Source organism: Cupriavidus sp. DL-D2 (assembly GCF_039710735.1).
GTDB lineage: Bacteria > Pseudomonadota > Gammaproteobacteria > Burkholderiales > Burkholderiaceae > Cupriavidus.
On sequence record NZ_JBDKXK010000097.1, the window covers coordinates 1 to 22,544 of the forward strand.

At 63.2% G+C, this 22,544-nt stretch carries 19 protein-coding genes; 10 read left to right on the forward strand and 9 right to left on the reverse strand.

Translation table 11 applies throughout. The features are described 5' to 3' along the window. A partial coding sequence (locus tag ABDB81_RS29140; RefSeq protein WP_346814269.1) for a filamentous hemagglutinin N-terminal domain-containing protein occupies positions 1-2,793 on the reverse strand: 2,793 nt, incomplete at its 3' end. Positions 2,794-2,911: 118 nt separating this feature from the next. Continuing rightward, positions 2,912-3,349, reverse strand: coding sequence for an Lrp/AsnC family transcriptional regulator (locus tag ABDB81_RS29145; protein WP_346814270.1), 438 nt, complete (start codon positions 3,347-3,349; stop codon positions 2,912-2,914). 130 nt (positions 3,350-3,479) lie between these two features. Between ABDB81_RS29145 and ABDB81_RS29150 the strand changes: the two genes are divergently transcribed. The 4 genes from ABDB81_RS29150 (at position 3,480) to ABDB81_RS29165 (ending at position 6,266) form a co-directional block, all read left to right on the forward strand. After that, positions 3,480-4,379 (forward strand): DMT family transporter, encoded by a 900-nt coding sequence (locus ABDB81_RS29150; protein WP_346814271.1) that lies wholly within the window; start codon positions 3,480-3,482, stop codon positions 4,377-4,379. A 51-nt stretch (positions 4,380-4,430) separates the two neighbouring features. Then, positions 4,431-5,681 carry a serine hydrolase domain-containing protein gene (locus ABDB81_RS29155; protein WP_346814273.1) on the forward strand — a complete coding sequence of 417 codons (1,251 nt, stop codon included), beginning with the start codon at positions 4,431-4,433 and terminating at the stop codon, positions 5,679-5,681. A gap of 78 nt (positions 5,682-5,759) precedes the next feature. Then, a complete protein-coding gene (locus ABDB81_RS29160; RefSeq protein WP_346814274.1) occupies positions 5,760-6,044 on the forward strand; it encodes a hypothetical protein in 285 nt (94 codons plus the stop codon). A gap of 42 nt (positions 6,045-6,086) precedes the next feature. Beyond that, positions 6,087-6,266 carry a hypothetical protein gene (locus ABDB81_RS29165; protein ID WP_346814275.1) on the forward strand — a complete coding sequence of 60 codons (180 nt, stop codon included), beginning with the start codon at positions 6,087-6,089 and terminating at the stop codon, positions 6,264-6,266. Between the two features lie 22 nt (positions 6,267-6,288). Here the strand turns inward: ABDB81_RS29165 and ABDB81_RS29170 are convergent, their stop codons facing one another. Then, entirely contained in the window at positions 6,289-7,053 is a 765-nt protein-coding gene (locus ABDB81_RS29170; protein ID WP_346814276.1) for an HAD family hydrolase, read from the reverse strand. Positions 7,054-7,315: 262 nt separating this feature from the next. On the opposite strand from ABDB81_RS29170, the gene ABDB81_RS29175 reads away from it, so the two are divergent. After that, entirely contained in the window at positions 7,316-9,358 is a 2,043-nt protein-coding gene (locus tag ABDB81_RS29175; RefSeq protein WP_346814283.1) for a PQQ-dependent dehydrogenase, methanol/ethanol family, read from the forward strand. 10 nt (positions 9,359-9,368) lie between these two features. Here the strand turns inward: ABDB81_RS29175 and ABDB81_RS29180 are convergent, their stop codons facing one another. From ABDB81_RS29180 to ABDB81_RS29200, 5 genes are all read right to left on the reverse strand, one after another. Continuing rightward, a complete protein-coding gene (locus ABDB81_RS29180) occupies positions 9,369-10,295 on the reverse strand; it encodes a LysR substrate-binding domain-containing protein (protein ID WP_346814277.1) in 927 nt (308 codons plus the stop codon). 77 nt (positions 10,296-10,372) lie between these two features. Beyond that, on the reverse strand, positions 10,373-11,773 hold the full coding sequence (locus tag ABDB81_RS29185) for a M20 family metallopeptidase (RefSeq protein ID WP_346814278.1): 1,401 nt from the start codon (positions 11,771-11,773) through the stop codon (positions 10,373-10,375). A gap of 13 nt (positions 11,774-11,786) precedes the next feature. Next, entirely contained in the window at positions 11,787-12,761 is a 975-nt protein-coding gene (locus ABDB81_RS29190; RefSeq protein WP_137925605.1) for a tripartite tricarboxylate transporter substrate binding protein, read from the reverse strand. Between the two features lie 177 nt (positions 12,762-12,938). Next, positions 12,939-13,832 (reverse strand): NAD(P)-dependent oxidoreductase, encoded by an 894-nt coding sequence (locus ABDB81_RS29195; RefSeq protein ID WP_160473431.1) that lies wholly within the window; start codon positions 13,830-13,832, stop codon positions 12,939-12,941. A 42-nt stretch (positions 13,833-13,874) separates the two neighbouring features. Next, complete coding sequence (locus tag ABDB81_RS29200; protein ID WP_346814279.1) at positions 13,875-15,362, reverse strand: aldehyde dehydrogenase family protein; 1,488 nt, start codon at positions 15,360-15,362, stop codon at positions 13,875-13,877. A 267-nt stretch (positions 15,363-15,629) separates the two neighbouring features. Between ABDB81_RS29200 and ABDB81_RS29205 the strand changes: the two genes are divergently transcribed. From ABDB81_RS29205 to ABDB81_RS29225, 5 genes are all read left to right on the forward strand, one after another. After that, positions 15,630-16,010 (forward strand): carboxymuconolactone decarboxylase family protein, encoded by a 381-nt coding sequence (locus ABDB81_RS29205; protein WP_137925608.1) that lies wholly within the window; start codon positions 15,630-15,632, stop codon positions 16,008-16,010. Between the two features lie 249 nt (positions 16,011-16,259). Further along, entirely contained in the window at positions 16,260-16,967 is a 708-nt protein-coding gene (locus tag ABDB81_RS29210; protein ID WP_160473429.1) for a gluconate 2-dehydrogenase subunit 3 family protein, read from the forward strand. Positions 16,968-17,060: 93 nt separating this feature from the next. After that, on the forward strand, positions 17,061-18,830 hold the full coding sequence (locus tag ABDB81_RS29215; protein ID WP_137925610.1) for a GMC family oxidoreductase: 1,770 nt from the start codon (positions 17,061-17,063) through the stop codon (positions 18,828-18,830). An 11-nt stretch (positions 18,831-18,841) separates the two neighbouring features. After that, a complete protein-coding gene (locus ABDB81_RS29220; protein WP_346814280.1) occupies positions 18,842-20,113 on the forward strand; it encodes a cytochrome c in 1,272 nt (423 codons plus the stop codon). 142 nt (positions 20,114-20,255) lie between these two features. Continuing rightward, positions 20,256-21,068, forward strand: a complete 813-nt coding sequence (locus ABDB81_RS29225; RefSeq protein WP_346814281.1) for a MipA/OmpV family protein — start codon at positions 20,256-20,258, stop codon at positions 21,066-21,068. 16 nt (positions 21,069-21,084) lie between these two features. On the opposite strand, the gene ABDB81_RS29230 is transcribed toward ABDB81_RS29225, so the two are convergent. Continuing rightward, positions 21,085-22,272, reverse strand: coding sequence for an FAD-dependent monooxygenase (locus ABDB81_RS29230; protein ID WP_346814282.1), 1,188 nt, complete (start codon positions 22,270-22,272; stop codon positions 21,085-21,087). Positions 22,273-22,544 lie beyond the last annotated feature (272 nt).

A 22,544-nucleotide genomic window follows, 5' to 3' on the forward strand; every position in this document is an offset into this window, starting at 1 on the left:
AGCCTGGATCTTCGCGGCTTCGGTGGCGCTGATGAGCCGGTCTGTCGCAGTCGTCGTGATGGTGGTGCGCGAAACCTCGGTGTGGTCGGTACCGAAGTTGGCGAGGCGGACATCGTCCGGTCGAATATGGATGTTCGGGTCCCAGTCGGGCCAGAAAGTGATGCGGTAGGTGTCGCCATTGTCCTGGATGGCTTCGTAGTATTGGGTGGCACGCGTGGCGATCGGGCGCGAACAGATGCCGGTTTCGGCATCGCAGTTGGTCCCGAAGCCTACGGAGAAAAATTCCTCGATTGGCGAATCCGTGAAGGACAGCGTCTTCTTGTCCGTGTCGAGTTTGGTGACCGTGGACTTGTTCACCGTCACCGTGATCGGCGCACGCAACGCATTGGCCTGGTCCGTGCTGATTGACGCATTCTCCGTGCCCCATTTCCAGCCAGGAAACGTGATGCTGGCGTGATAGTTCAACGCCCTGCCTGACAGACCCGCCTGCCAGAGCTTGAGCGTCTGCACGGCTGTCTGCACTGGCGTACCCGCTTCGGTCACGATGCGCGTGCGTGTATTGCGGACGTCCTTCGCTGCGATGTCGATGTCACCCTCGGCCTCGATTGCCGCGGAGCGGTTGATGAGCACATTCGTCTGCTCGGTGAGCAATCCCGTGGTGGCGTCGCGCGTGCCATCGCGGGCGATCTGCAGGTTTCCTGCGCTGTAGAGCGTGGCGCCATCGAGATTGCGCACAGAGCTGGTGGCGTACAGCTTCAAGTCCCGAACTGCTGCCATCAATGCCGATGTGCCATCGTTGGTGATGTCAGTGCCTTGCACCGTGACGTCCTCGCCAATCACGGTGCCTGTGTTGTCGATGGTCGGGGCGTTGACCTTGACTGTGGTGCCTTCGATGCGCCCCGCGTTCGAAACACTGGTGTCGGCAGTGACCGAGGTGCTCGATGCATGGATCTTTCCCACCGCTGCATTGACCACGTGCTTGCCGGCGACCGTCAGCGCACCCTTGGCGGCCAGGGCGCCGGTGTTGCTTAGTGTGCCGCTGGCCGATATTCGCATGTCGCCGTTGGCACCGAGCCGGTTCTTCGCGTCGTTGGTGTAGTCGCCGTCGACCGTCAGTCTCAGGTTGCGGCCCGCGATCATCGATCCGCTGCCCGATACGGCACCCGATACCGTAACGTCCCGATTCGCCTCGACGTCACCGCCCAGGTTCCACATCGACGCCACCTTGATGTCGATGTCCTGGCCACCCAGTATCCGGCCGCCCGAGTTGTCGAGCGTCGCCCCTACCTGATCGATGGTGACGCGCTGGCCGTAAAGCGTTCCGCCGCGATTGTCGAGCGCGCCGGCTGCCGAAACCGTCAGCGCAGCGCCTGCGGTGGTCGACGCGCCCCGCAGGTCCATATCTCCAGTCTTGGCGGAAATATCCAGATTGCCGCGTGCGGTGGTCTGGCTCCCCGCCAGGTTCACGCCGGCGCCGTGGAGCGTGGCATTGCCGCTCGCAATGTTCCGGCCTGTCGCGGCGAGGGCACCGCTTGCCTTGATCGTCAGGTCTGCTGCCTTGCCCGTCGCACCGTCTGCGTCGATGCCGGCCGCGAGCGTACCGGTCGACGCGATATCGCCGGCTTTGATGCCCAGCGATTGCTGCGCCGCCAGCATCCCGCTGTGCTTGAGCGTGTCATCGGTGCGTAGGTCGACGGCGCCCCGCGCATAGGTCGTGCCCCGATGAGAGATGCCGCCCCGGGCAGAGATGCCAAGGTTACCGCTCGCACTGCTCTGCCCGGACATGACGAGCTTGCCGTCCGACCTCAGCGTCATATCGCCCATCTGCGCGGCCATCACACCCGCCAGCGACACTCCCACACCGCGCTCGGTGGAGGCCAGCATGATCTTGTTGGCGTACATGCCGCCAAGCTGGGCCACGTCGATGCCGAAAGCCGGGGCCGGGCTGGCGCTGGCGCTTGGCGTAGCGGCCAGCGTGTCATGGTTGACCTCGTTGGCCCCGGCGATCACATTGAGTCGATTGGCATACAGCGTGGCATTGGCTTTCACCGCACGCGCAATCAGATCGATCTGATCGACGTTTGCGGCATTCAGTCCCTTACCTTGAATCGTGATCTGACCACCGTTCACCCGGAAGGCATCCAGGCTGCCACTACCGCCGTACATCGGTGTGCCCGTGGTGAGCGTGGCGCGGCTGGTGTTGATGAAGCCGGCGCCATCGACGAAGATGCCGTTTGGATTGGCCACAATCACTTCGGCACGCGGCCCGGCCACTTCGAGATAGCCCTTCAACTGGCTCGGCAGCGCGCTGGTGACCTGATTGACGATAATGCGCGCCGAGCCACCAGGCAGCAGATTGGGGTTGCCGTTGATGTACCCGGCTTGCTGCGTTGCGATCGCTGTCGGCGAGTTATTGAGGATGACACCCGCGTGGGGCACGTCGAAGCGCGTGTAGGCATTCGTCGAAACTCCCGCACGCGAAGGCCGCGTGATATCGACTTGAGTCAGACCATTCGCAGTCTGGCCGATGGTGGGACGATGCGCGCCCGCGTTGGGGTCCGCCACCACATGCGCCCAGCCGTTGACCGGCAAACCCACCGCTATCCACGCCGCAAGCACCAGCGCTGGCAGGGCGAAGCGCACGGTGTCTGTCCTGGCATTTCCGGTTGTCGCCTTCCGACCTCCATTCGGACCTTTCCCCCGGCTCGCAGCAGACTCCTCGACGGCCATGAGCATGCGGCGATGCGGGTTGAAAACGAGACGGTAACAACTGCGGTTCATCAGTTCGGCCATGCGCGTAGTGCGGAATGGCGCGGACTGTAACCGTGGGGTTCACCTTCAGATCTTAAGGAGGATCAAGCCTTGGTGAATCGATCCATGGATTCAAATTTTCTGCGGCTTAACGACGCCCCTACAGCGGCGGCAATCGCCGCTTCACTGGCTGCGACTTGACGATGGACGAGCTGGTTTCGGCCAGCTCCGTGACCTGATCGAGGATGTGGTCCAGGTGTTCGATGGATCGCAGGTAGAGTCTGCCGAAAAAGCAGTCGTCGCCGGTCACCTTGTCGCACTCGGCAAACTCGGGAATCCCTTCGATCAATTTCTGCACAGCCTGCAACTTGCCCGGCAATGGGCGGATGCGCACAATGGCCTGCATCGAGAAACCGAGCGTGCGCGGCTCCACATCCACGGTGAAGCCACGGATCACGCCGCGATCCTCCAGTCGCTTCAACCGCTCGGATGTGCCGGGCGCGGAGAGTCCGATCTGTTCGGCCAGTGCCTTGATCGGCATGCGGCCGTCCTGCTGGAGCAGTGCCAGGATGCGGCGGTCGAGATCGTCGAGAGACATCGGTATTTTTCCGGTTTTGCCTGTCAAAGAACGGCGGAAACCGCCATTCACCTGCTTTTTCGCCTGTGCATTGTAGGCAGCCAGTCTTAAACTGCAACCCTCGTTTCAGGAACATTGCTGGAGACAGGTCATGGAAGACCGCACGCGGGGCATGCTGGAAATGGCGGCGGCCATGGTGATATCGGGCACCATCGGCTGGCTCGTGGTGATCTCTGGTCGCCCGGTCACGCAGGTGGTGTTCTGGCGCTGCGCGTTCGGCGCGCTGGTGCTGGTGCCGGTCTGCTTCGCGCGTGGATATCTAAAGCCCGGCAGCATCTCCCTGCGCCAGGTGCTGCTGGCCGTTGCGGGCGGCGTGGCGATTGTCGCCAACTGGCTGCTGCTGTTCTCGGCCTATGAAGGCGCATCGATTTCGATTGCCACCGCTGTCTACAACACGCAACCGTTCATGCTGGTGGCGCTCGGCGCGCTGTTCCTGGGAGAGCGCATCACCGTGACCAAGGTGGTGTGGCTGCTGCTGGCATTCGCTGGCATGCTGCTGATCGTGCAAGGCAAGCCGCACAGTGGACCTTCGCACGGCAACTACCTGACGGGCATTGCCTTGGCGCTTGGCGCGGCATTCTGCTACGCGCTGGCCGCGCTGATCGCCAAGCAGTTGAAGGGCGTGGCGCCGCACCTGATCGCCATGATCCATGTGCTGGTGGGCACCGTGATGCTGCTGCCGATGGCGTTGCATGCCGAACTGCCTGTCGGAACGTTGCCGTGGGCCACGCTGGCGACGATGGGGTTCATCCACACCGGCCTGATGTACATCCTGCTCTATGGCGCGATTCAGAAACTTCCGACCCACCTGACAGGCGCCCTGTCCTTCATTTATCCTGTCGTGGCTATTCTGGTGGATCGGCTCGCATTCGGGCATCAGTTGCTGGCGTCGCAGATTGGCGGCGCGGTGCTGATCCTGCTGGCCGCCGCCGGCATGACACTCGGATGGTCTGGGCTGCTGGCGTGGCGGGAACGCAAACCCTCCGCGTGAATGCTGCTCCGGCCGCGCAGGCAAAAGCAGGCAACGCGGAGACGCACGACGATGCATGACACGCAGGGAATGTCCCAGGAACGACTAGGCCGGATCGAAACGTTTCTCGACGAGCAGTATGTGGCGCCCGGCAAGCTGCCCGGCGCACTGGTGCAGGTCTGGCGGCGCGGCGAACTGGCGGTGAATTCCGTGCTCGGCATGGCCGACCGCGAGCGGCAGGTGCCGCTGGCCGAGGACTCCATCTTCCGCATCTACTCGATGACCAAGCCGATTACATCGGTCGCCATCATGATGCTCGTGGAGGAATGCCGGATCGCGCTCGACGATCCTGTCAGCAAGTACATCCCCGAATGGACCAACCTCGGCGTGTTCGCGGGCGGCTTCATGGAGAGTTTCCAGACGCGTCCGCCTGCTCGACCGATGCTGGTCGTCGATCTGCTGCGCCACACCTCGGGTCTGACCTATGGGTTCCAGCAGAACAGCAACGTCGATGCCGCGTATCGCAAGCTCAAACTCGGCGAGCTGGCCACGGCGGGCACGCTCGACGACATGATCGAGAAACTCGCCACCGTACCGCTGGAATTCTCGCCCGGCGAAGCGTGGAACTACTCGGTCGCCACCGATGTGCTCGGCTATCTCGTAGGCAAGATCAGCGGCATGCCGTTCGATGTCTTCCTGAAGCAACGCATCTTCGATCCGCTCGGCATGATCGATACGGGCTTTCATGTGCCCGAACACAAGGCCGACCGTTTCTGCGCCTGCTATGCGATTGGCGCGCTGGGGTCGAAGGTCATCTCGCCGCGCGGACCGATGCTGCAGGACGATCCACAGTCGAGCCCCTATCTGCAACCGCCCGGCTTCCTGTCCGGTGGCGGCGGACTGGTATCCACCGCTGCCGACTACATGCGTTTTGCACGGATGCTGCTGAACGGCGGCGAACTCGATGGCGTGCGGTTGCTCGGACCGAAGACGCTGGCACTGATGACATCGAACCATCTGCCCGGTGGCGTGGACTTGCCGCGCCTGTCGCGCTCGATGTTCAGCGAGGCCACGTACGAAGGCGTGGGCTTCGGCCTCGGGTTCGCGACAACGATCAACCCGGTCAGCACGATGATCCCAGGTAGTGCCGGCGATTTCTTCTGGGGCGGTGCGGCCAGCACGTTCTTCTGGGTCGATCCGAAGGAAGACCTGATCGGATTGTTCCTGACGCAGTTGCTGCCCTCGTCGGCGTATCCGGTGCGGCGCCAGTTGCGAACGCTGGTCTACAGTGCGATCACGGAAAGCGGTGCGTTATCGCGCTGATCGCGCGAATCGTGGAAAGAGGCCGGCGCGCAGCCGCAGTAGAATGGTCGCCGGCCCCCACCACATCGATCCCTCGTCATGACATTCCGCATCACATTCCGCACGGCCATCGTCGTACTGTCGATGGCGCTGCTCACGCCGCTGGCGCACGCCACCGTGGGCGAGGATGCCCGCGAATTCAAGGACAACTTCAAGGCAGACGTGAAGGAAGCGGGCCGCAAGACCGGGCACGCCTTTGCTGACGCGGCGCGCGCGGTGGGGCATGGCGCCAAGGCTGCCGGCCATGCCGTGAAGGACACAACCAAGCGCGGCTATTACGCCACAAAGAAGGCGATCAAGGGCGACGAGCGGGAAGGCAACTGATCCCGCGTACAATCCGCCCTTCACTCAAATGGAACGACGTCCGTGAAGAAAACCGACCTCGAGAAGAACAAGGGCCTCAAGATCAACAACAGCATCAAGCAGGCTGGGGCTAACCGGGCCGGCCAGGCTCCGAAAAACCAACGCCAGCAGGCGGCCAGCAAGAATGGCCTGCTTGGCAAGCTGCTCGGCAAAGCCGTGCCGCCGGAGAAAACTGGCGAATAACGCCGGAATCGGCCGCCCGCGCTTACGCGAACGCGGCGGCCGGCATCTGCTTTGCCACCGGGCAGGCCGGATCGATTGCCCGGCACAGCGCGTAGAGATCGCGCACCACCAGATGCGGCGCGCTGCCGCCGCGTGTCCACGCCGGCGCAGTGTCAACACCCTCCACCGAATCCCCGCGCACCAGCCACGCCGCGTGGCACCCTGCCGCCAGCGCACCCACGATATCCAGATCCGCATCGTCACCGACATGGAGCATCTGCTCCGGCCGGCATCCCACTGCGTCTGCTGCAGCGCGGAACATCGCCACGTCGGGCTTTGCCAGCCCCGTGCTTTCCGGATTCAGCGCGGCCTTGAAAAAGTGATGCCCGCCCGTGACTTTGAGGCTGGCATTGCCGTTCGACAGCGCCACCAGCGGAAAGCGGGCGCTTAGCCATTCCAGCGCGGGAAACGCGTCCTCGAAGAAATCCACACGCTGCCGTGCAGCAAAAAACGCGTCGTACGCCGCCTCGGCCAATGCCGGATCTTCTTCCGACATCTCAAGCGCCATGCGGATCGAACCGAGCCGCAGCTCGCGCAGGTTGTGCGACAGATCGGGCCGCGATGCCTCGAACTTTGTGCGCAACGCACCCAGCACTTGCGGAGAAGTCAGCAGCGTCGAAGTGCGCGGCGCCTGTGCCAGCAGCCATTCATGCAAGGTTTGCTCGGCACGGATCACCGCCGGGCCGAAGGGCCACAGGGTGTCGTCAAGGTCCAGGGAAATGGCCGCGATGCTGGCGAAGGAAGTCATGAGGAGAGGGAGCGCATGTCAGGGAAAGCCCGCCGAATTTACCACTTCCTTTGGCAGCGACGATTCTGATCGACTAGGCTTGTATCGGCTTACCGCACGGTAAGCGTCCCGGCAGTACCGTAGCGCAGAACAAGAAACCCGCAGAGGAGACAACATGACGCACGAGACGTGGCGCTTTCGGCGCCCGCATTGGCCCCGGTTTGCCGCGGCCTGCCTGCTGGCCCTGCCCCTGGCCATTCACGCCGCACCCGATTCATCCCCAATGTCCGCGACCAAGATACGCGCGGCCACGGCCAAGGTGGATGGCAACTACATCCGCGCCAATGCCAAGACCACACAGAACTGGCCCAGCTACGGACTCGACTACGCAGAAACCCGCTTCAGCCGCCTGACCCAGATCGACGCCAACAATGTGAAAGACCTGGGCCTCGTCTGGTCGTACGGACTCGAATCGACGCGGGGCGTGGAATCGACCCCGCTGGTTGTCGATGGCGTGATGTACGTGACCGCGTCATGGAGCGTGGTCCACGCCGTGGATGTGCGCACGGGCCGCCGGATCTGGACCTTCGATCCCAAGGTGAACCGCGCGCTCGGCTACCGTGGCTGCTGCGATGTGGTGAACCGGGGCGTCGCGTTGTATCAAGGCAAGGTGTTCGTGGCGTCCTATGACGGGCGACTCATTGCGCTCGACGCCGCCACGGGACGCAAGCTGTGGGACAAGGACACGATCATCGACCGCAAGTTCTCGTACACCATCACGGGCGCGCCGCGTGTGTTCAACGGCAAGGTCATCATCGGCAACGGCGGCGCGGAGTTTGGCGTGCGCGGCTACATCACCGCCTACGACGCCAATACCGGCGCGCAGAAATGGCGCTGGTTCACGGTGCCGGGCGATCCCTCGAAACCATTCGAGGATGCATCGATGGAGACAGCCGCCAAGACCTGGGACCCGGCCGGCAAGTGGTGGGAAGCGGGCGGCGGCGGCACGGCATGGGACTCGATGACCTTCGATCCCGACCTGAACCTGATGTATGTGGGCACGGGCAACGGCTCGCCCTGGTCGCATCGCAAGCGCAGCCCGGCGGGTGGCGACAACCTCTACCTGGCATCGATCGTCGCGCTCGATCCTGACACGGGCCAGTACAAATGGCACTACCAGGAAACGCCCGGCGACAACTGGGACTACACGTCCACGCAACCGATGATCCTGGCCGATCTCACCATCAACGGCCAGCCGCGCAAGGTCATCCTGCACGCGCCCAAGAACGGCTTCTTCTTCGTTATCGACCGCACCAACGGCCAGTTCATCTCGGCCAAGAATTTTGTCGATGTGAACTGGACCACGGGCTATGACGCCAAGGGACGGCCTGTCGATGTGGCCGAAGCCCGCGCCACGGACAAACCGTTCGATTCGATCCCCGGCCCCTACGGTGCGCACAACTGGCACCCGATGTCGTTCAATCCGCAGACCGGACTCGTCTACCTGCCCGCGCAGAACGTGCCGGTCAACCTGCTCGACGACAAGAACTGGACCTTCAACGGCGCGCAACCGATGCAGCCCGGCGGCAACACGGGATGGAACACCGCCAAGTTCCTCAATGCGGAACCGCCGAAGAGCAAACCGTTCGGCCGATTGCTCGCGTGGGACCCCGTTCAGCAGAAGACGGTCTGGTCGCAGGAACACGTTTCACCGTGGAACGGCGGCACGCTGACCACCGCTGGCAACCTCGTTTTCCAGGGCACGGCAGATGGCCGATTTGTGGCCTACGACGCGAAGACCGGCAGCAAGCTCTGGGAAACGCCAACGGGTACAGGTGTCATCGCCGCGCCGGTCAGCTATGAAGTCGATGGCCGGCAGTTCATCTCCATCGCCGTGGGATGGGGCGGCGTGTACGGCCAGGCCCAACGCGCCACCGACCGCCAGGGCCCCGGCACCGTCTACACATTCGCGCTCGGCGGACAGGTCAAGCCACCGGCCTTTGCCAGCTACCGCACCGATGGCCTGCTCACCGGCGTGAAGTACGACGCGGCCAAGGTCAACGACGGCGCCGGCCTGTACGTGAGCAGTTGCGTGATGTGCCACGGCGTGCCGGGTGTGGATCGTGGCGGCAATATCCCCAACCTCGGCTTCGTCAGCGCCGAGTCCATCTCGCATCTCGACCGCATCGTCTTCAAGGGCCCGTTCATGGCACGCGGCATGCCTGATTTCACGGGCAAGCTGACTGCCGACGATGTGGAGAAGATCAAGGCGTTCATTCAGGGGACGGTGGATTCGGTGAGGCCGAAGGCGGTGGCGGGACAATAGCCACCTACGCTCACCCTCCCGCAGTACCTCCCTTGCGAAGCATCCTGCTGTAGGAAATCAGCATCTTCGCGAACTCTCCGGTGATGGGAGGAAGCGGTACCGCCGTACGCTGCACCAGACAAAGGTCAGCCGGCGGTATCGCCTCGCCGATGCGGATTTCCCTGAGCGCTCCCATGAACCCCTCCTGTTCGAGGGCGATTCTCGGGGAGAGAAACAGCAGGTCGGTCCTCGACACCAGATTGAGCGTGTCATAGAGCGATTCCACTGTCACCGCGATATTCGGTGTCGCCAATCCAGCGTTGTGAAACAGGTCCACAATCCGATTGGAAGGCAACCCCGCCTGGCCTGGCGGCCTCGTATTCACCCACTCGCAGTCGGCCAGCGCCTTGATGCTTCGCGCTTTCTCGTTGGGATGGCCGACCCTGCATACGATGACAGGGTCCGACTTGGTCAGCCGCGTGCTGGTGAGGTCTGTCATGTCCGTCTTGCGCGACACCAGCGTCAACGCGAAGTCGAGCCTTCCTTCACGGATGCCGGACAGCAGCGAACTTGATGGGCCACTCGCCAGATGGACGGAGAAACTTGGGAATCGTTGTCGGAATGCACGCAGCACCGGCGGCACGACGCGAGCAAACGCCTCGGAAGAGACGCCGACGTTCATCGATCCAACCGGATTTCCCTGGAAGCTCTGGAACTCCTGCTCCGTCCGCTCGCATTCGCCAAGGATGATGCGTGAGCGCGCCAGCAAGGTTTCTCCCGGGCCGGTCAGCACAATGCCCCGGTTCCCCCGTGCAAAGAGGCTGGCGCCCAGCGACGATTCCAGTCGCTTGATCTGCTGCGTCAGCCCGCTTTGCGCAAGGTCCAGGGACCTGGCTGCCGCGCGGATACTGCCATGTTCGACGACTGCAACGAAAGCGCGAAGCTGGTCCAACGTCATGACGGGAGATATCTCGGAGTGTTCGATCTGACCGAGTGAACACCTTTCGATATCGCCCTGTCAATCCTTCAATCCGGTCAGGCCGCGTTGGACACCGGGAGGCCAGCGTGCTCGCCAAGGTCCCAGTAGAGTCCCGCCATCATCTGCAGGCCCTCGCGGGTCACACTCGTCAGCATATGCTCGTCCGGCCCGTGCTGCGCGCAAGCCGGGTAAGAGTGAGGTACCCAGATAGTGGGAAGGCCGAGCACATCCGCAAAGACGTCATTCGGCAACGTGCCGGCCAGGTTCGGAAGAATCGCGGGCAACGTACCCGTGCTGGACTCAATCGAGCCAGCCACCCACTTCACCCACGGGTGTTCCACATCCAGCCGCGTAGCCGCACCGCTCATGGTCACCTTGATGGCAACCTCCGGGAAGCCGTTCGCATCGAGATGGCTGCGGAGAATCGCTTCGAGATCCTGCCACGGTGTGCCCACCACGAAGCGCAACTGGCAATGCGCTACCGCTGCGGAGGGAATCGCATTGACGGGGCGTTGCGCGGAACCGGCGCCCAATGCAAGCACTTCGATGGTGTTCCACGCTACCAGCCGCTCCGCCGGTGACAGATCGGGCTCGCCCCATCCAGGCGTGAATTCGGGGTCATCCTTGCCACCACCCAATTCGATGTCGGCCAGTGCCGCTTTGACGGCGGAGGAAATAGCGGGCGGAAACAATTCGGGGACCAGCATCTGCCCGCGTGCATCGACGATAGTCGACAGCGCGTTGGCGAGAATGGTCGCCGGATTCGAAATCACACCACCCCAGTTGCCCGAGTGATACGCGCGCTCCCGCGCCTGAACGGTGAGACTGAAATTCACCATGCCACGTGAGCCGAGAAACAGCGTGGGTCGGTTCGCCCTGACACGCGGACCATCGCAACCGATGAACAGATCCGCACGCAACTGCTCCGCATTAGCTTCGCAGAACTCGCGCAGTCCCGGCGAGCCGGCCTCCTCCCCCATCTCCATCAGCACGATGACGTTGTAGCCCAGCTTCCCACCGCGCGCCGCCAGCGCGTATTCCAGCCCCGCAAGGTTGATGCTGTGCTGGCCCTTGTTGTCTGCGGTTCCGCGTCCGTACCATCGATCGCCATCGACCGCGAGCGTCCACGGACCAGCGCCCTTCCGCCAACCTGGTTCCTGACCGTTGACCACATCGCCATGGCCATAGGTCAGCACTGTCAGTTGCGCGGGATCTTCGATGCGTCGCCCCACCAGCAAGGGGCCACCTTTGGGATCGGGGTTCGGTGAAACCTCCACGTCGAATCCAAGCCGCTGGAGCCACGGCACGATCTCGACATCGAAGTAGTGTCCCAGCGTGGCAGGGTCCGCGCCCATATCGCTTTCTGAACGAATGGAGACACGTCGGGACAGGTCGGCAAACAACTGGCCCGACTCCAGATGATTGACCGCGAATTCAAGGGCGGCAGAACGGGACATATCGAACTCCGGATCAGTCCTGCATCATGTTGTTGGCTTTCGCCACGGGGGTCAGCGTCGCCGTATCCGCCTTGACGGATTCGGTGTACTTCGCCGGCGTGCCGTACTCAGGCTCGAAGCCCAGGTTCACCAGCTTCTCCTGCAAGCCAGGGTCCGCCATGGTCTTCGCCAGTTCCGTCACCAGCTTTTGTTTGACCGCGGCCGGCACACCCTTCGGTGCCACGATGGCGAACCACGAGTCCATGCGGAAACCGGGGAAACCGCTTTCTGCGATGGTCGGCACATTCGGCAGCATCGGATTGCGCTTGGGACCGGTGACAGCCAGCGCCCGGATCTTTCCGCTCTTCAAGGCAGCAACCGAGGCTGGCACCGCGTCGAAGCTCAACGGAATCTGCCCGCCCATGACGTCCGTCATCGCCGGCGCACTGCCCTTGTAAGGCACGTGCAGCACCTTCACGCCTGCCGCATTCCACAGCATCTCGCCGGCAAAGTTCACCGTCGTACCCGTTCCGTGCGAGCCATAGGAATAGGTGCCCGGTTTCGCCTTGATGTCGGCTAGCAGTTGCGGGAGGGTCTGCGCCGCCACGCCATTGTTGGCGAGCAGCACCAGCGAATTGCTTCCCAGCACGCCGATGGGATCGAAGCTCGTGTCCGCGTTGTAGTTCAGCTTGCGATAGATGATGGGGTTCACCACAAAGGTGGTGGAGGTTCCCAGCAGCAGCGTGTAGCCATCCGCAGGCGAGCGCGCCACGCCTTCGGCGCCGACGATGGTCGCTGCACCTGGCTTGTAGTCGATGACTACCTGCTGCTTGAGGCGTTCGCTCAGTTGCACCGAGACCAGTCGGGCGACGGAATCCACGCTGCCGCCCGGAGGAAAGGGCACCACCAGGCGAATGGGGCGATCTGGAAACTCCGCCAGCGCAGCGCCGCTCGACAGCATCGCGATGGAAAGGCCAACACAGGAAACGAGAATCCGCGGGAACGACATCTTTCACTCCAATTTCAGTGGGATGGTGCTTGCATACGAGCTTCAGGGTTCTCCGGCTGGCTGAACCAGGCGGTGGTTGGCGGGAAGAGACGATTGGGAATCGACGCCGCACCTCCGGGTGGTTTCCACCTCTATACAGGTACGGCGCTCAAACAAAAAAGCAAGTTTCGGGCGCGGTCAGACCTTGGCAGGTGACTTGTCGCGTTCAAAGTTGACGATACGGTTGAAGTCTTCGCCGTCGGCCAGCGCCGAGGCACTCGACTTCCAGATGTCTCCGATGACCGACACCGTCGGCAGGCTCAGGCCCAGGGCATCACCCAGCGACACGGCAAGATTCACGTCCTTGCGCATCAGTTGCATCGTGAAGCCGGAGCTGTACGTGTTGTTCAGGATGCGTGTCGGGTAGTTGAACAGCGTCACCCCACTGCGACCCGACCCCGCATTGACGGCTTCGATCAATTGTTCCGTCGAGATACCGGCTGCGTTGGCCAGGCGGAAAGCTTCGCTGGCAGTGACCAGGTGCGAGGCCGTCAGCAGATTGTTGATGAGCTTGGCCACGTGGCCCGCGCTGACATCGCCGATATGAAAACGCTTGGTGCCTAGCGCCGACAGGATCGGATTGGCATAGGCCACGTCCTCTTCCGAACCGCCGATGAACATCGTCAGTTCGCCCTTCATTGCACCCGTCGGACCGCCACTCACTGGTGCATCGACAAAGCGGATGTTCTTCTCTTTCAGCACCGCAGCCAGTTCACGCGTGATTTGCGGATCCGCAGTCGTCGTATCGATCAGAAGCGTGCCGGGAGCGGCATTGGCGAGCAGGCCCTCCGCGCCTTCCAGCACGGCGCGTACGATGGCGGAGGTCGGCAGCGACAGCACGATGGCCGAGCACGCGCGCGCCAGTTCCGGCAGGCTCGATGCCAGCGGAATGCCAGCCTCGCGTGCGACAGCAGCAACCTGCTCCGACTTGTCCAGGCCCAGCACGGCGTAGCCCGAACGTTGCAGGGTCAGGGCCATGCCACGGCCCATATTGCCGAGGCCAATCACACCAACCGTCTTGAAGTTTTCCATGTTGAAACCTGAAAGAAGAATGAGAAAAGGAAGGGCTGGCGTTCAGCAGCCTTCGGCAATCGGCACCCAGACGCTTTTCGTCCGGGTGTATTCATGGAGGCATTCGGCGCCGCTGGAGCGGCCATAACCGCTGCTGTCGTTGCCACCGAATGGCGTGGCGACATGCATATCGCGGTACATGTTGATCCACAGAAGGCCCGCATTCACTTTGGCGACCACGCGATGGGCGCGCGCCACATCGCGCGTCCAGACGGCGCCGGCCAGCGCGAACTCGCTGTCGTTGGCGATGGCCACCGCTTCCGCTTCCGTATCGAAAGGAATCGCCACTACCACGGGGCCAAAGACTTCTTCGCGCGCAATCCGCATGTCGTTGCTCACATGCTTGAACACCGTGGGCTTCACGTAGAAACCGTTGCCCGTGGCTTCGCTCACACCGCCGGTCACCAGTTCTGCCCCTTCGTCCAGGCCGATTTGGACCATGCGATTGATGCGCTCGAACTGCGCGCGATTGTTGATGGGGCCGCCTTCCACGGACTCATCCAACGGATGGCCAATGCGATAGTCGGCGATTGCCTTGCCGACTGCCGCGACGAACTCGTCGTAGATGCCGCGCTGCACGAGCAGGCGCGAGCCTGCGGCACAGTTCTGACCGGTGTTGGCGCATGCTGCCGTGACGGCGGCGCGAGCAGCCTGCGCCAGATCCGCATCGTCAAACACGATATTGGCCGATTTTCCGCCCAGCTCCAGCAAACACGAAATCGGGCGCTGTGCGGCAGCTGCGTTCACTGCACGCCCGGTCTGCGTCGAGCCGACAAAGGCGACCTTCTTCACCAGCGGATTCGAGATGGCCGCATCGCCGATTGTCTTGCCGAGGCCATTGATGACGTTCAGCGTGCCCGAAGGCATGCCCGCCTCGCGAGCCAGCCTGGCCATGGCCAGTGCGGTCAGCGGTGTGAGTTCCGATGGCTTGAGCAGTACGCTGTTGCCCATGGCGAGCGCTGGCGCGACATTCCATGCAGCGAGGTAAATCGGCGAATTCCATGGGGTGATCGTCAGCACCACGCCCAGCGGCTCGCGCAACGTATAGTTCAGTTGTCCGCCAGGTACGGGAATCACGTTACCCAGGAACTTGTCGGTCCAGCCGGCGTAGTAGCGGAAGATCTCGGCCACCGCTGCCACCTGTGCACGTGCTGCCTTGATGGCCTTGCCACTGGTAATCGCTTCGAGGCGGGCCAACGGCTCGGCATCGCGCTGGATCAGCTTGCCCAGTTGCGCCATGACTTCGCCCCGGCGTTGCGCAGAGAATGCGGCCCATTGCTTCTGGCCGGCGTGGCAACTGCGTACTGCGGCGCGCACCACCTCTGCGTTGGCATCGGCGAACACGAGCAGGGTCTGCTCGCTGGCCGGGTCAGTCAACGACAGTGTTGCGCCATCGCCGGACACCATCTCTCCGGCAATGTAGGAGCCAATCGCATCAGCCCCGATCAGCGACAGCACCAGCGCGTTGAATTCCGACGAAGCGTTTTGCATGCTCATGACCTTGCGAGGAAGGCAGCCGGTCAGTCCGGCCCGCCAATGTGAAGCCAGTCTATGAGCGGAACCGGACCTCGCAAAAGATGCGAACGCTGTTCTCGTGTTCACTTCTTGTTCTCACCGGGGTTGTCCCTACCCGGCAATCACTTTTGGTGAACATGAGAACTACGCAGGCATCTTTCCTTCTCCTGCGCACCGCTCCAGACTTTGCTGCATCGGCTGGCAACCGCCACCGGAATCCTTCAAACGCAAAGGGAGCGAAGCATGAGCCAGGAACTATTCGACAAGGGTGAGCAGATTCGCCGCGAAGTACTGGGCGAGGAATACGTTGCGGCGTCGACCAAGGGCACCGACGCCTTCAGCGAACCCATGCGCGAATTCGCGATCAAGAACCTGTGGGGCGACATCTGGAACCGCCCCGGCCTGGACCGCCGCGCCCGCAGCATCGGCGTGCTGTCGATCCTGACCGCGCAGGGCCGCACCGGCGAACTGAAGACCCATATCCGGGCGGCGCTGAACAACGGCGTCACGCGCGCAGAAATCGGCGAGGTGTTCCTGCAGGCATCGATGTACTGCGGCATCCCCGCAGGGAGCGAAGCCACGCGCGTGGCGAAGCTGCTGTTTGCGGAGATGGATGCGGGTTGAGGGATGGGTTGCTTGACCCGAGTGCGCGCGGCACGCTGACGCGGCGGGGGAAGAAAAGAAAGAAAAGAAGCCCCAGCCGCCACTGTCCACCCACACGAACAATCAATTAGCAATCTAATCATTGCATTCCACAACAACTTAGAGGTACGATGACCGACCTTTTCCAGCGTGAGACGGATCCGGGGTAGGCGCGACGCCTGCCAATGAGAGATTCGCGTGGGGACGACGCCTGATAACAACGGACCTCACATGTCTACGCCCCCGTTCTCACGTCGCAACTTTCTCAAGGCAACCGCAGTTGCCGTGCCCGTCGCGGCCATTCCGCTTCACGAACTTCGCGCCAAGGGCCTGGAGGACGTGCATCTGCAGCACTACCAGCCCGTCTTCTTCAGCGCGCCCGAGTGGCAGTTCATCCTGGCCGCGTGCGACCGGCTGATTCCGGCCGAGGGCAAGGGTCCTGGCGCGCTGGAGACCAACGTCCCCGTCTTCATCGATCAGCAGCTCAAGGGCGGGCTTGGCAACGACATCTATCTGCAGGGCCCGCACAACATCACTGCGCCGAAGACGCTGGGTTTCCAGTTGCCGTACGCGCCACAGGATGTGTATCGGCGTGGTATCGCGCTGGTGCAACAGGCCGCCAACGCGCGCCACGCAAAGCCGTTCCAGCAGCTTTCCGCCCAAGAGCAGGACGCCCTGCTGACGGCGCTGCAGAAAGACACCGTGGACTTTGCCGCGCTGGGCGAGACCTCGTTGAAGGCTTCGCAGTTCTTCTCGCAACTGCTGGGCGATACCAAGAACGGCTATCTGGCCGATCCGATGTATGGCGGCAACAAGGACATGAAAGCCTGGGTCGCCATCGGCTTCCCCGGTGCGCGCGCGCAGTACATCGAATGGGTGGACCAGCACAACGTGCCCTACCCGCTCGGCCCCGTCAGCGTGAGCGGCAAGCGCGCCTGAGCGGCGCTTCTTCCTTTTTCGAATTTCAGGCGTGACGCGCGCCGTGCGACCTATCGCGCGGCTGGCCACTTCACGCCCACGACAAGCACACACATGCCCCAGATCACCAACGACGACGTCGATGTCGTCATCGTCGGCCTTGGATGGGCCGGATCGCTGATGGCCATCGAACTGGCCCAGGCCGGTCTCAAGGTGCGCGCGCTCGAACGCGGCCCGGATCGGCCGCCCGAGGATTTTGCGTATCCGAAGCCTGCCGACCAGTACGGCTATGCCACGCGCAACAAGGTCTTTGCCACGCCGCGCGATGCCGCGCTGACCGTACGCTACAAGCAGGATGAAACCGCGCTGCCCACGCGCAAGTGGGGCGCCTTTGCGCCCGGCACGGGCGTCGGCGGCTCCGGCCTGCACTGGACCGGCGTGCTGATTCGTCCCACGCCCACCGATATCAAGCTCAAGACCTACGCGGACAAGGCGTACAAGCGCGGCACGCTCGATGCGGACATGCGCATCAAGGACTTCCCGTTCACATGGGACGAGATCGAGCCGTACTACGATTTCTTCGACAAGGTCTGCGGTCTCTCCGGCAACACCGGCAACCTGCGCGGCCAGGTGCAGCCCGGTGGCGATCCGTTCGAAGGTCCGCGCTCGAATCCGTATCCGCTGCCTGCGTTGCAGGACACGCTGAACTGCTCGATGTTCGCTGACACTGCGCGGAAGATGGGCTATCACCCGTTCCCGAATCCGTCGGCCAATGTGTCGCAGGCATGGACGAATCCGTATGGTGCGCAGTTGGCACCGTGCAACTACTGCGGATATTGCAGCAAGTACCCGTGCCTGAACTACTCGAAGGCATCGCCGCAAACGACCATTCTCGATGTGGTCAAGCGCATGCCGAACTTCTCGTATCGCGTGAATGCGAACGTGATTCGCGTGGATCTGCACAAGGATCGCAAGACCGCGCGCGGCGTGACCTATATCGACGCGCAAGGCAAAGAGGTGTTCCAGCCCGCGAAGATCGTGGTGCTGTCGAGTTTCCAGTTCGCCAACGTGCGATTGATGCTGCTGTCGGGCATCGGCAAGCCGTACGATCCGATCTCCGAGACCGGCACCGTGGGCCGCAACTATGCGTTCCTGAGCAATGGTGGCGCCACGCTGTTCTTCAAGGACAAGCATTTCAACCCGTTTGCCACGGCTGGCGCCACGGGTGAAATGTTCAACGACATCTCGCCGGGCAACTTCGATGGTCCGTCGCTGGGCTTTATCGGCGGCGCCAAGATCCATAGCTCGCAGGCAACCGGTGCGCCCATCGGCACCGCGCTGCCGCCCGGCACGCCAAGCTGGGGCAAGGGCTGGAAGGAAGGCATGGTGGACTGGTACGGTCGCTCGATGAAGATCAGCATCACCACCACGTGCATGTCGTATCGCGGCCACTACCTCGATCTCGATCCGCGCTACAAGGACCCGTGGGGCCAGCCGCTGCTGCGCATGACGTTCGACTGGCGCGAGAACGAGTTGAAGCTGCAACGCTATCTGCGCGAGATCGTGCTGAAGATCTCGAAGGAGATGAAGCCCGATGCGATGTCCGAGAGCTTCCTCGCGCTCGATTCGCACTGGGACATCACCAAGTACGTGTCCACCCACAACGTGGGCGGCGCCATCATGGGTACGTCGCCGCGCGACTCTGCGCTGAACCGCTATCTGCAATCGTGGGACGTGCACAACGTGTTCGTGCCGGGTGGCAACGCGTTCCCGCAGAACTTCCAGGCCAATCCCACCGCCACCATCGGCGCCATCACGCTGATGGCCGCGGACGCCATCAAGAAGCAGTACCTCAAGAACCCGGGACCGCTGGTGCAAGCCTGATCACGACGACCATGACATTCTTCCGTTCCTTCCTCATCGCCGCCACGCTCGGCACGGCAGCGGCATCGATGGCACCGTCGGCACTTGCCGCATCGGACCCCGCGCTCATCCAGCGCGGTGCCTACCTGGCCCGCGTGGGCGATTGCATGGCCTGCCACAGCGCAACGGGCAAGCCCGAGTACAGCGGCGGCCTGGCCATCGACAGCGGCCACGGCATCATCTATTCCACCAACATCACGCCGGACAAGCAGCACGGTATCGGCAAGTACACCGAGAAACAGTTCGCCGATGCGGTGCGCAAGGGTGTGCGGGCCGATGGCCAGCACCTGTATCCGGCCATGCCCTATCCGAACTACGGCAAGGTGACCGACGCGGACATCCATGCGCTCTACGCGTTCTTCATGGAAGGCGTGAAACCGAGCAACGCGCAGCCGCCCGAGACCAGCATGGATTTCCCGTTCAACCTGCGCTGGGGCATGCTGGCCTGGAACTACGTGTTCACCTCGGACAAGCCTTTCCAGCCGCGCCAGGCATGGACCGATCAGGTCAAGCTCGGCGCGTACCTGGTGGAAGGGCTCGGCCATTGCAGCAGTTGCCACACGCCGCGTGGTTTCGCGATGAACGAGAAAGCCGATTCGAGCGCCGATGCGCAGTACCTCGCAGGTGGGGATCTGAATGGCTGGCCCGTACCATCGCTGCGCGGCATGCCGCAGTGGACCAACCAGGACATCGTCGACTATCTGCAGACCGGACGTAACCGCACCGCTGCCGTGGCGGGCGAGATGACCGCCGTGGTCGAGCACAGCACGTCGCATCTGCGCACCACCGATCTGTCTGCGATGGCGGCATATCTGAAGAGCCTGTCGCCGGTACCGTCGCAAGCGGCTTCGATCAAGCCCCAAGGTTCAGACGCCACGATCCGCAAGCTGACGGCCGCCAAGAACCTGACGCTCGGCGAAAGGCTGTATCTCGATAACTGCGCGGCCTGCCACTTTGTCACCGGCAAGGGTGCGGAGCGCGTGTTCCCGCGCGTGGATGGGGCAACGGTCGTCAATGCCGACAGCCCGACCGCGCTGGTCAACGTGATATTGGCTGGTGCACGCACGCCATCCACGGCCAAGGCGCCGTCGATCCTGGTGATGCCCGGCTTTGCGCATCGCATGAACGACGCCGAAGTGGCCGAACTCGCCACGTTCCTGCGCCAGGGCTGGAACAACCGCGCCGCGCCGGTTTCCGAGCGCAATGTGAAGGCGGTCAGGGCATCGATGACGCCCGCGCACTGAGTTGTCAGCTTGCCTTCCCTGCCCGCACGCGCTGGCGGGGAAGGCGCATGCCGCTGCTTAACTCGGCGCACTAAAAGTCTCAATACCAATCGCGGGGCATCCGTCGCACACTCGTCCGATCCTGACGAATGCCGACATCGCCATGCGCCGATCCCGACTCACCGCCGCGACTTGTGCCCTGCTGCTGGGCGGGATCGCTGGTCACGCGGGCGCCACGCCCTTCGACCTGCCCGGCGCGATCCCCAATATGGTCGGCCTCGGCATCGGTTCCACCACCGAATACGCAGGCGGCAACGAGCGCATGCTCGGCGTGTTGCCGGGCTTGCGCTACACCACCGACAGCGGACGCCTGCTCGAGTGGTACGGCCCCTACGCCCAATTCAACTTCGGCAACCTGACCGGCTGGCAATACGGCCCTGCGGTGTCGCTGCGGCTCGGACGCAAGGATGTGGATGATCCCGTGGTGTCGCGCATCCATGAGATCGACACCACCGTGGAAGCCGGTGGCTATATCGGCTACGAATACATCGCGAGCGGCGCGATTCCCTACCGACTGCGCGGCGGCGTCAACGTGATGACCAATGCGGGGATCGAATATGGCGGCGTGCGCGTGAACGCCACCGGCACCGCATGGCTGCCCGTCAGCCGCCGCGCATTTCTTGGTGCGGGTGTGGGACTGACGTGGGTCAGCCGCAGCTTCAACCAGACGTATTTTGGTGTGACGCAATCCGACAGCGCCGCGAGCGGCCTGCCCATCTACAGTCCCGGTGGCGGACTCGAGCAATACACGGGATGGCTCGCCGCGATCTATCAGATCGACAAACACTGGTTTGCCGGCGCGATGATCTACATGCAGCGCATTGCCGGCGACGCTGCCGACAGTCCCATCGTCAGCCAGCGCGGCACGCGCAATCAAATCACGTATGGGGCGGGGATTGCGTATGCGTGGAAGTAGGTAGCGTTCAAACCCCTCACGCCAACTGCGCCACCGCCCCACCCATGATGCGGCGTCCCAGCGTGATGCCCCAGCGCACCAGTTGCCTGTCCGCAGGAAGCTGGCCCGCCTCGAACTCCGCAAGTCCCACGTCGATCCGGTTGGCGTTGCCGCCGGTACGCAATGCCTCGGCCAGCGCCAGTGCATTGGCCGCTGCCTTGCCCGCACCGGCACCGGTGTGTGGACGCGCGACGAATGCAGCATCGCCGATCAGCACCACCCTGCCGAACACCATGCGTGGCGCCTCGTAGTCCTGAATCAGTTGAAGGAACGGTTCGGGCGTCGCGGTGACGAGGCTGGCGAGATGCGGCGCCAGCAGGTCACGTGCGTCGTGCTGCAGCGTCCGGACCTCGGCGTCGCGCATCGCGCCGGGAGGCAGCGAGTGCGTGTGCTGCTGGCCCTGCCGATCGCGCAGCACCGCATCGAGCATGGCGCCCTGGGCCACCGGGCGATACCAGACCCAGTTCTGGCGGCGCTCGCCAATGCGCACGCTGCCATCCTCGCCTGGAATCGCATAGGTCAGGAATTGATGACCACGCCCGTCCTGAAAGGCGAACGTGCCCTGCAACAGGTCATGCGCGCCTTCAGTAAGCGCCCGCTCCGGCAGCACGCCGCGCCACGCCGCGTATCCGGCATAGCGTGGCGCGGCGCCCGGCAACACCTGGCTGCGCACGGCCGACAACGGACCGTCCGCGGCCACCAGCAGATCGCCCAGTTCCTCGCGGCCCGATGCGAACCGCACGATGACATGGCGGCCCGCGCCGGACCCTTCCTCGCGGAACGACACGAACGTCTCGCCCGCGTGCAGCGTGGCGGGGTCCACGGCTTGCCGCAGCCGTTGATAGAGCCCGTTCCAAGCGATCTGTGTCTGCGGCATGTACATGCGGCGCACCGAGCCGTTGCGCGAGACGAAGGTGCGATCGCGCGACGGCACGCCGAAGTCCGATCCGGCATGGATGCCCGCGAACTCCAGCGCGGCTTCCACGGGCGGTTGCAGCACCAGCCCGCCGCCACGGCTATCCAATGCCTGGGGCGAGCGCTCGAAGACCTGCACGTCCCAGCCGGCCGCGCGCAGGCAGACCGCCGCAAGCAGGCCGCCCAGCGAACCACCAACGACGATGGCCTTCGGGGCTGGTGGAGTGTTGAACGAAAGCGACTGGGCCATGGCTGCAAGCTCCTTGCACGATGAGTGGGTTGGCGACCGTTGCCGCCAGAGTGATGTCATCGTAGGCGCCGTCGTAGGGTGGATACCATCGCGCACTCGTTGGCGCGGTCTCACACCTATGTATGACCCAATCCCCTTTTTCCCTGCTGCCCGGATGTCTTTTAGCCTTTCGCTATGGATTCAATAAATTTGAATAACTATGACAGCTAACCCCCGTTTTTCTCCGACGGGGCCACCGCTATAGTTCAACCCATGGACAGCGCAGCCACGCA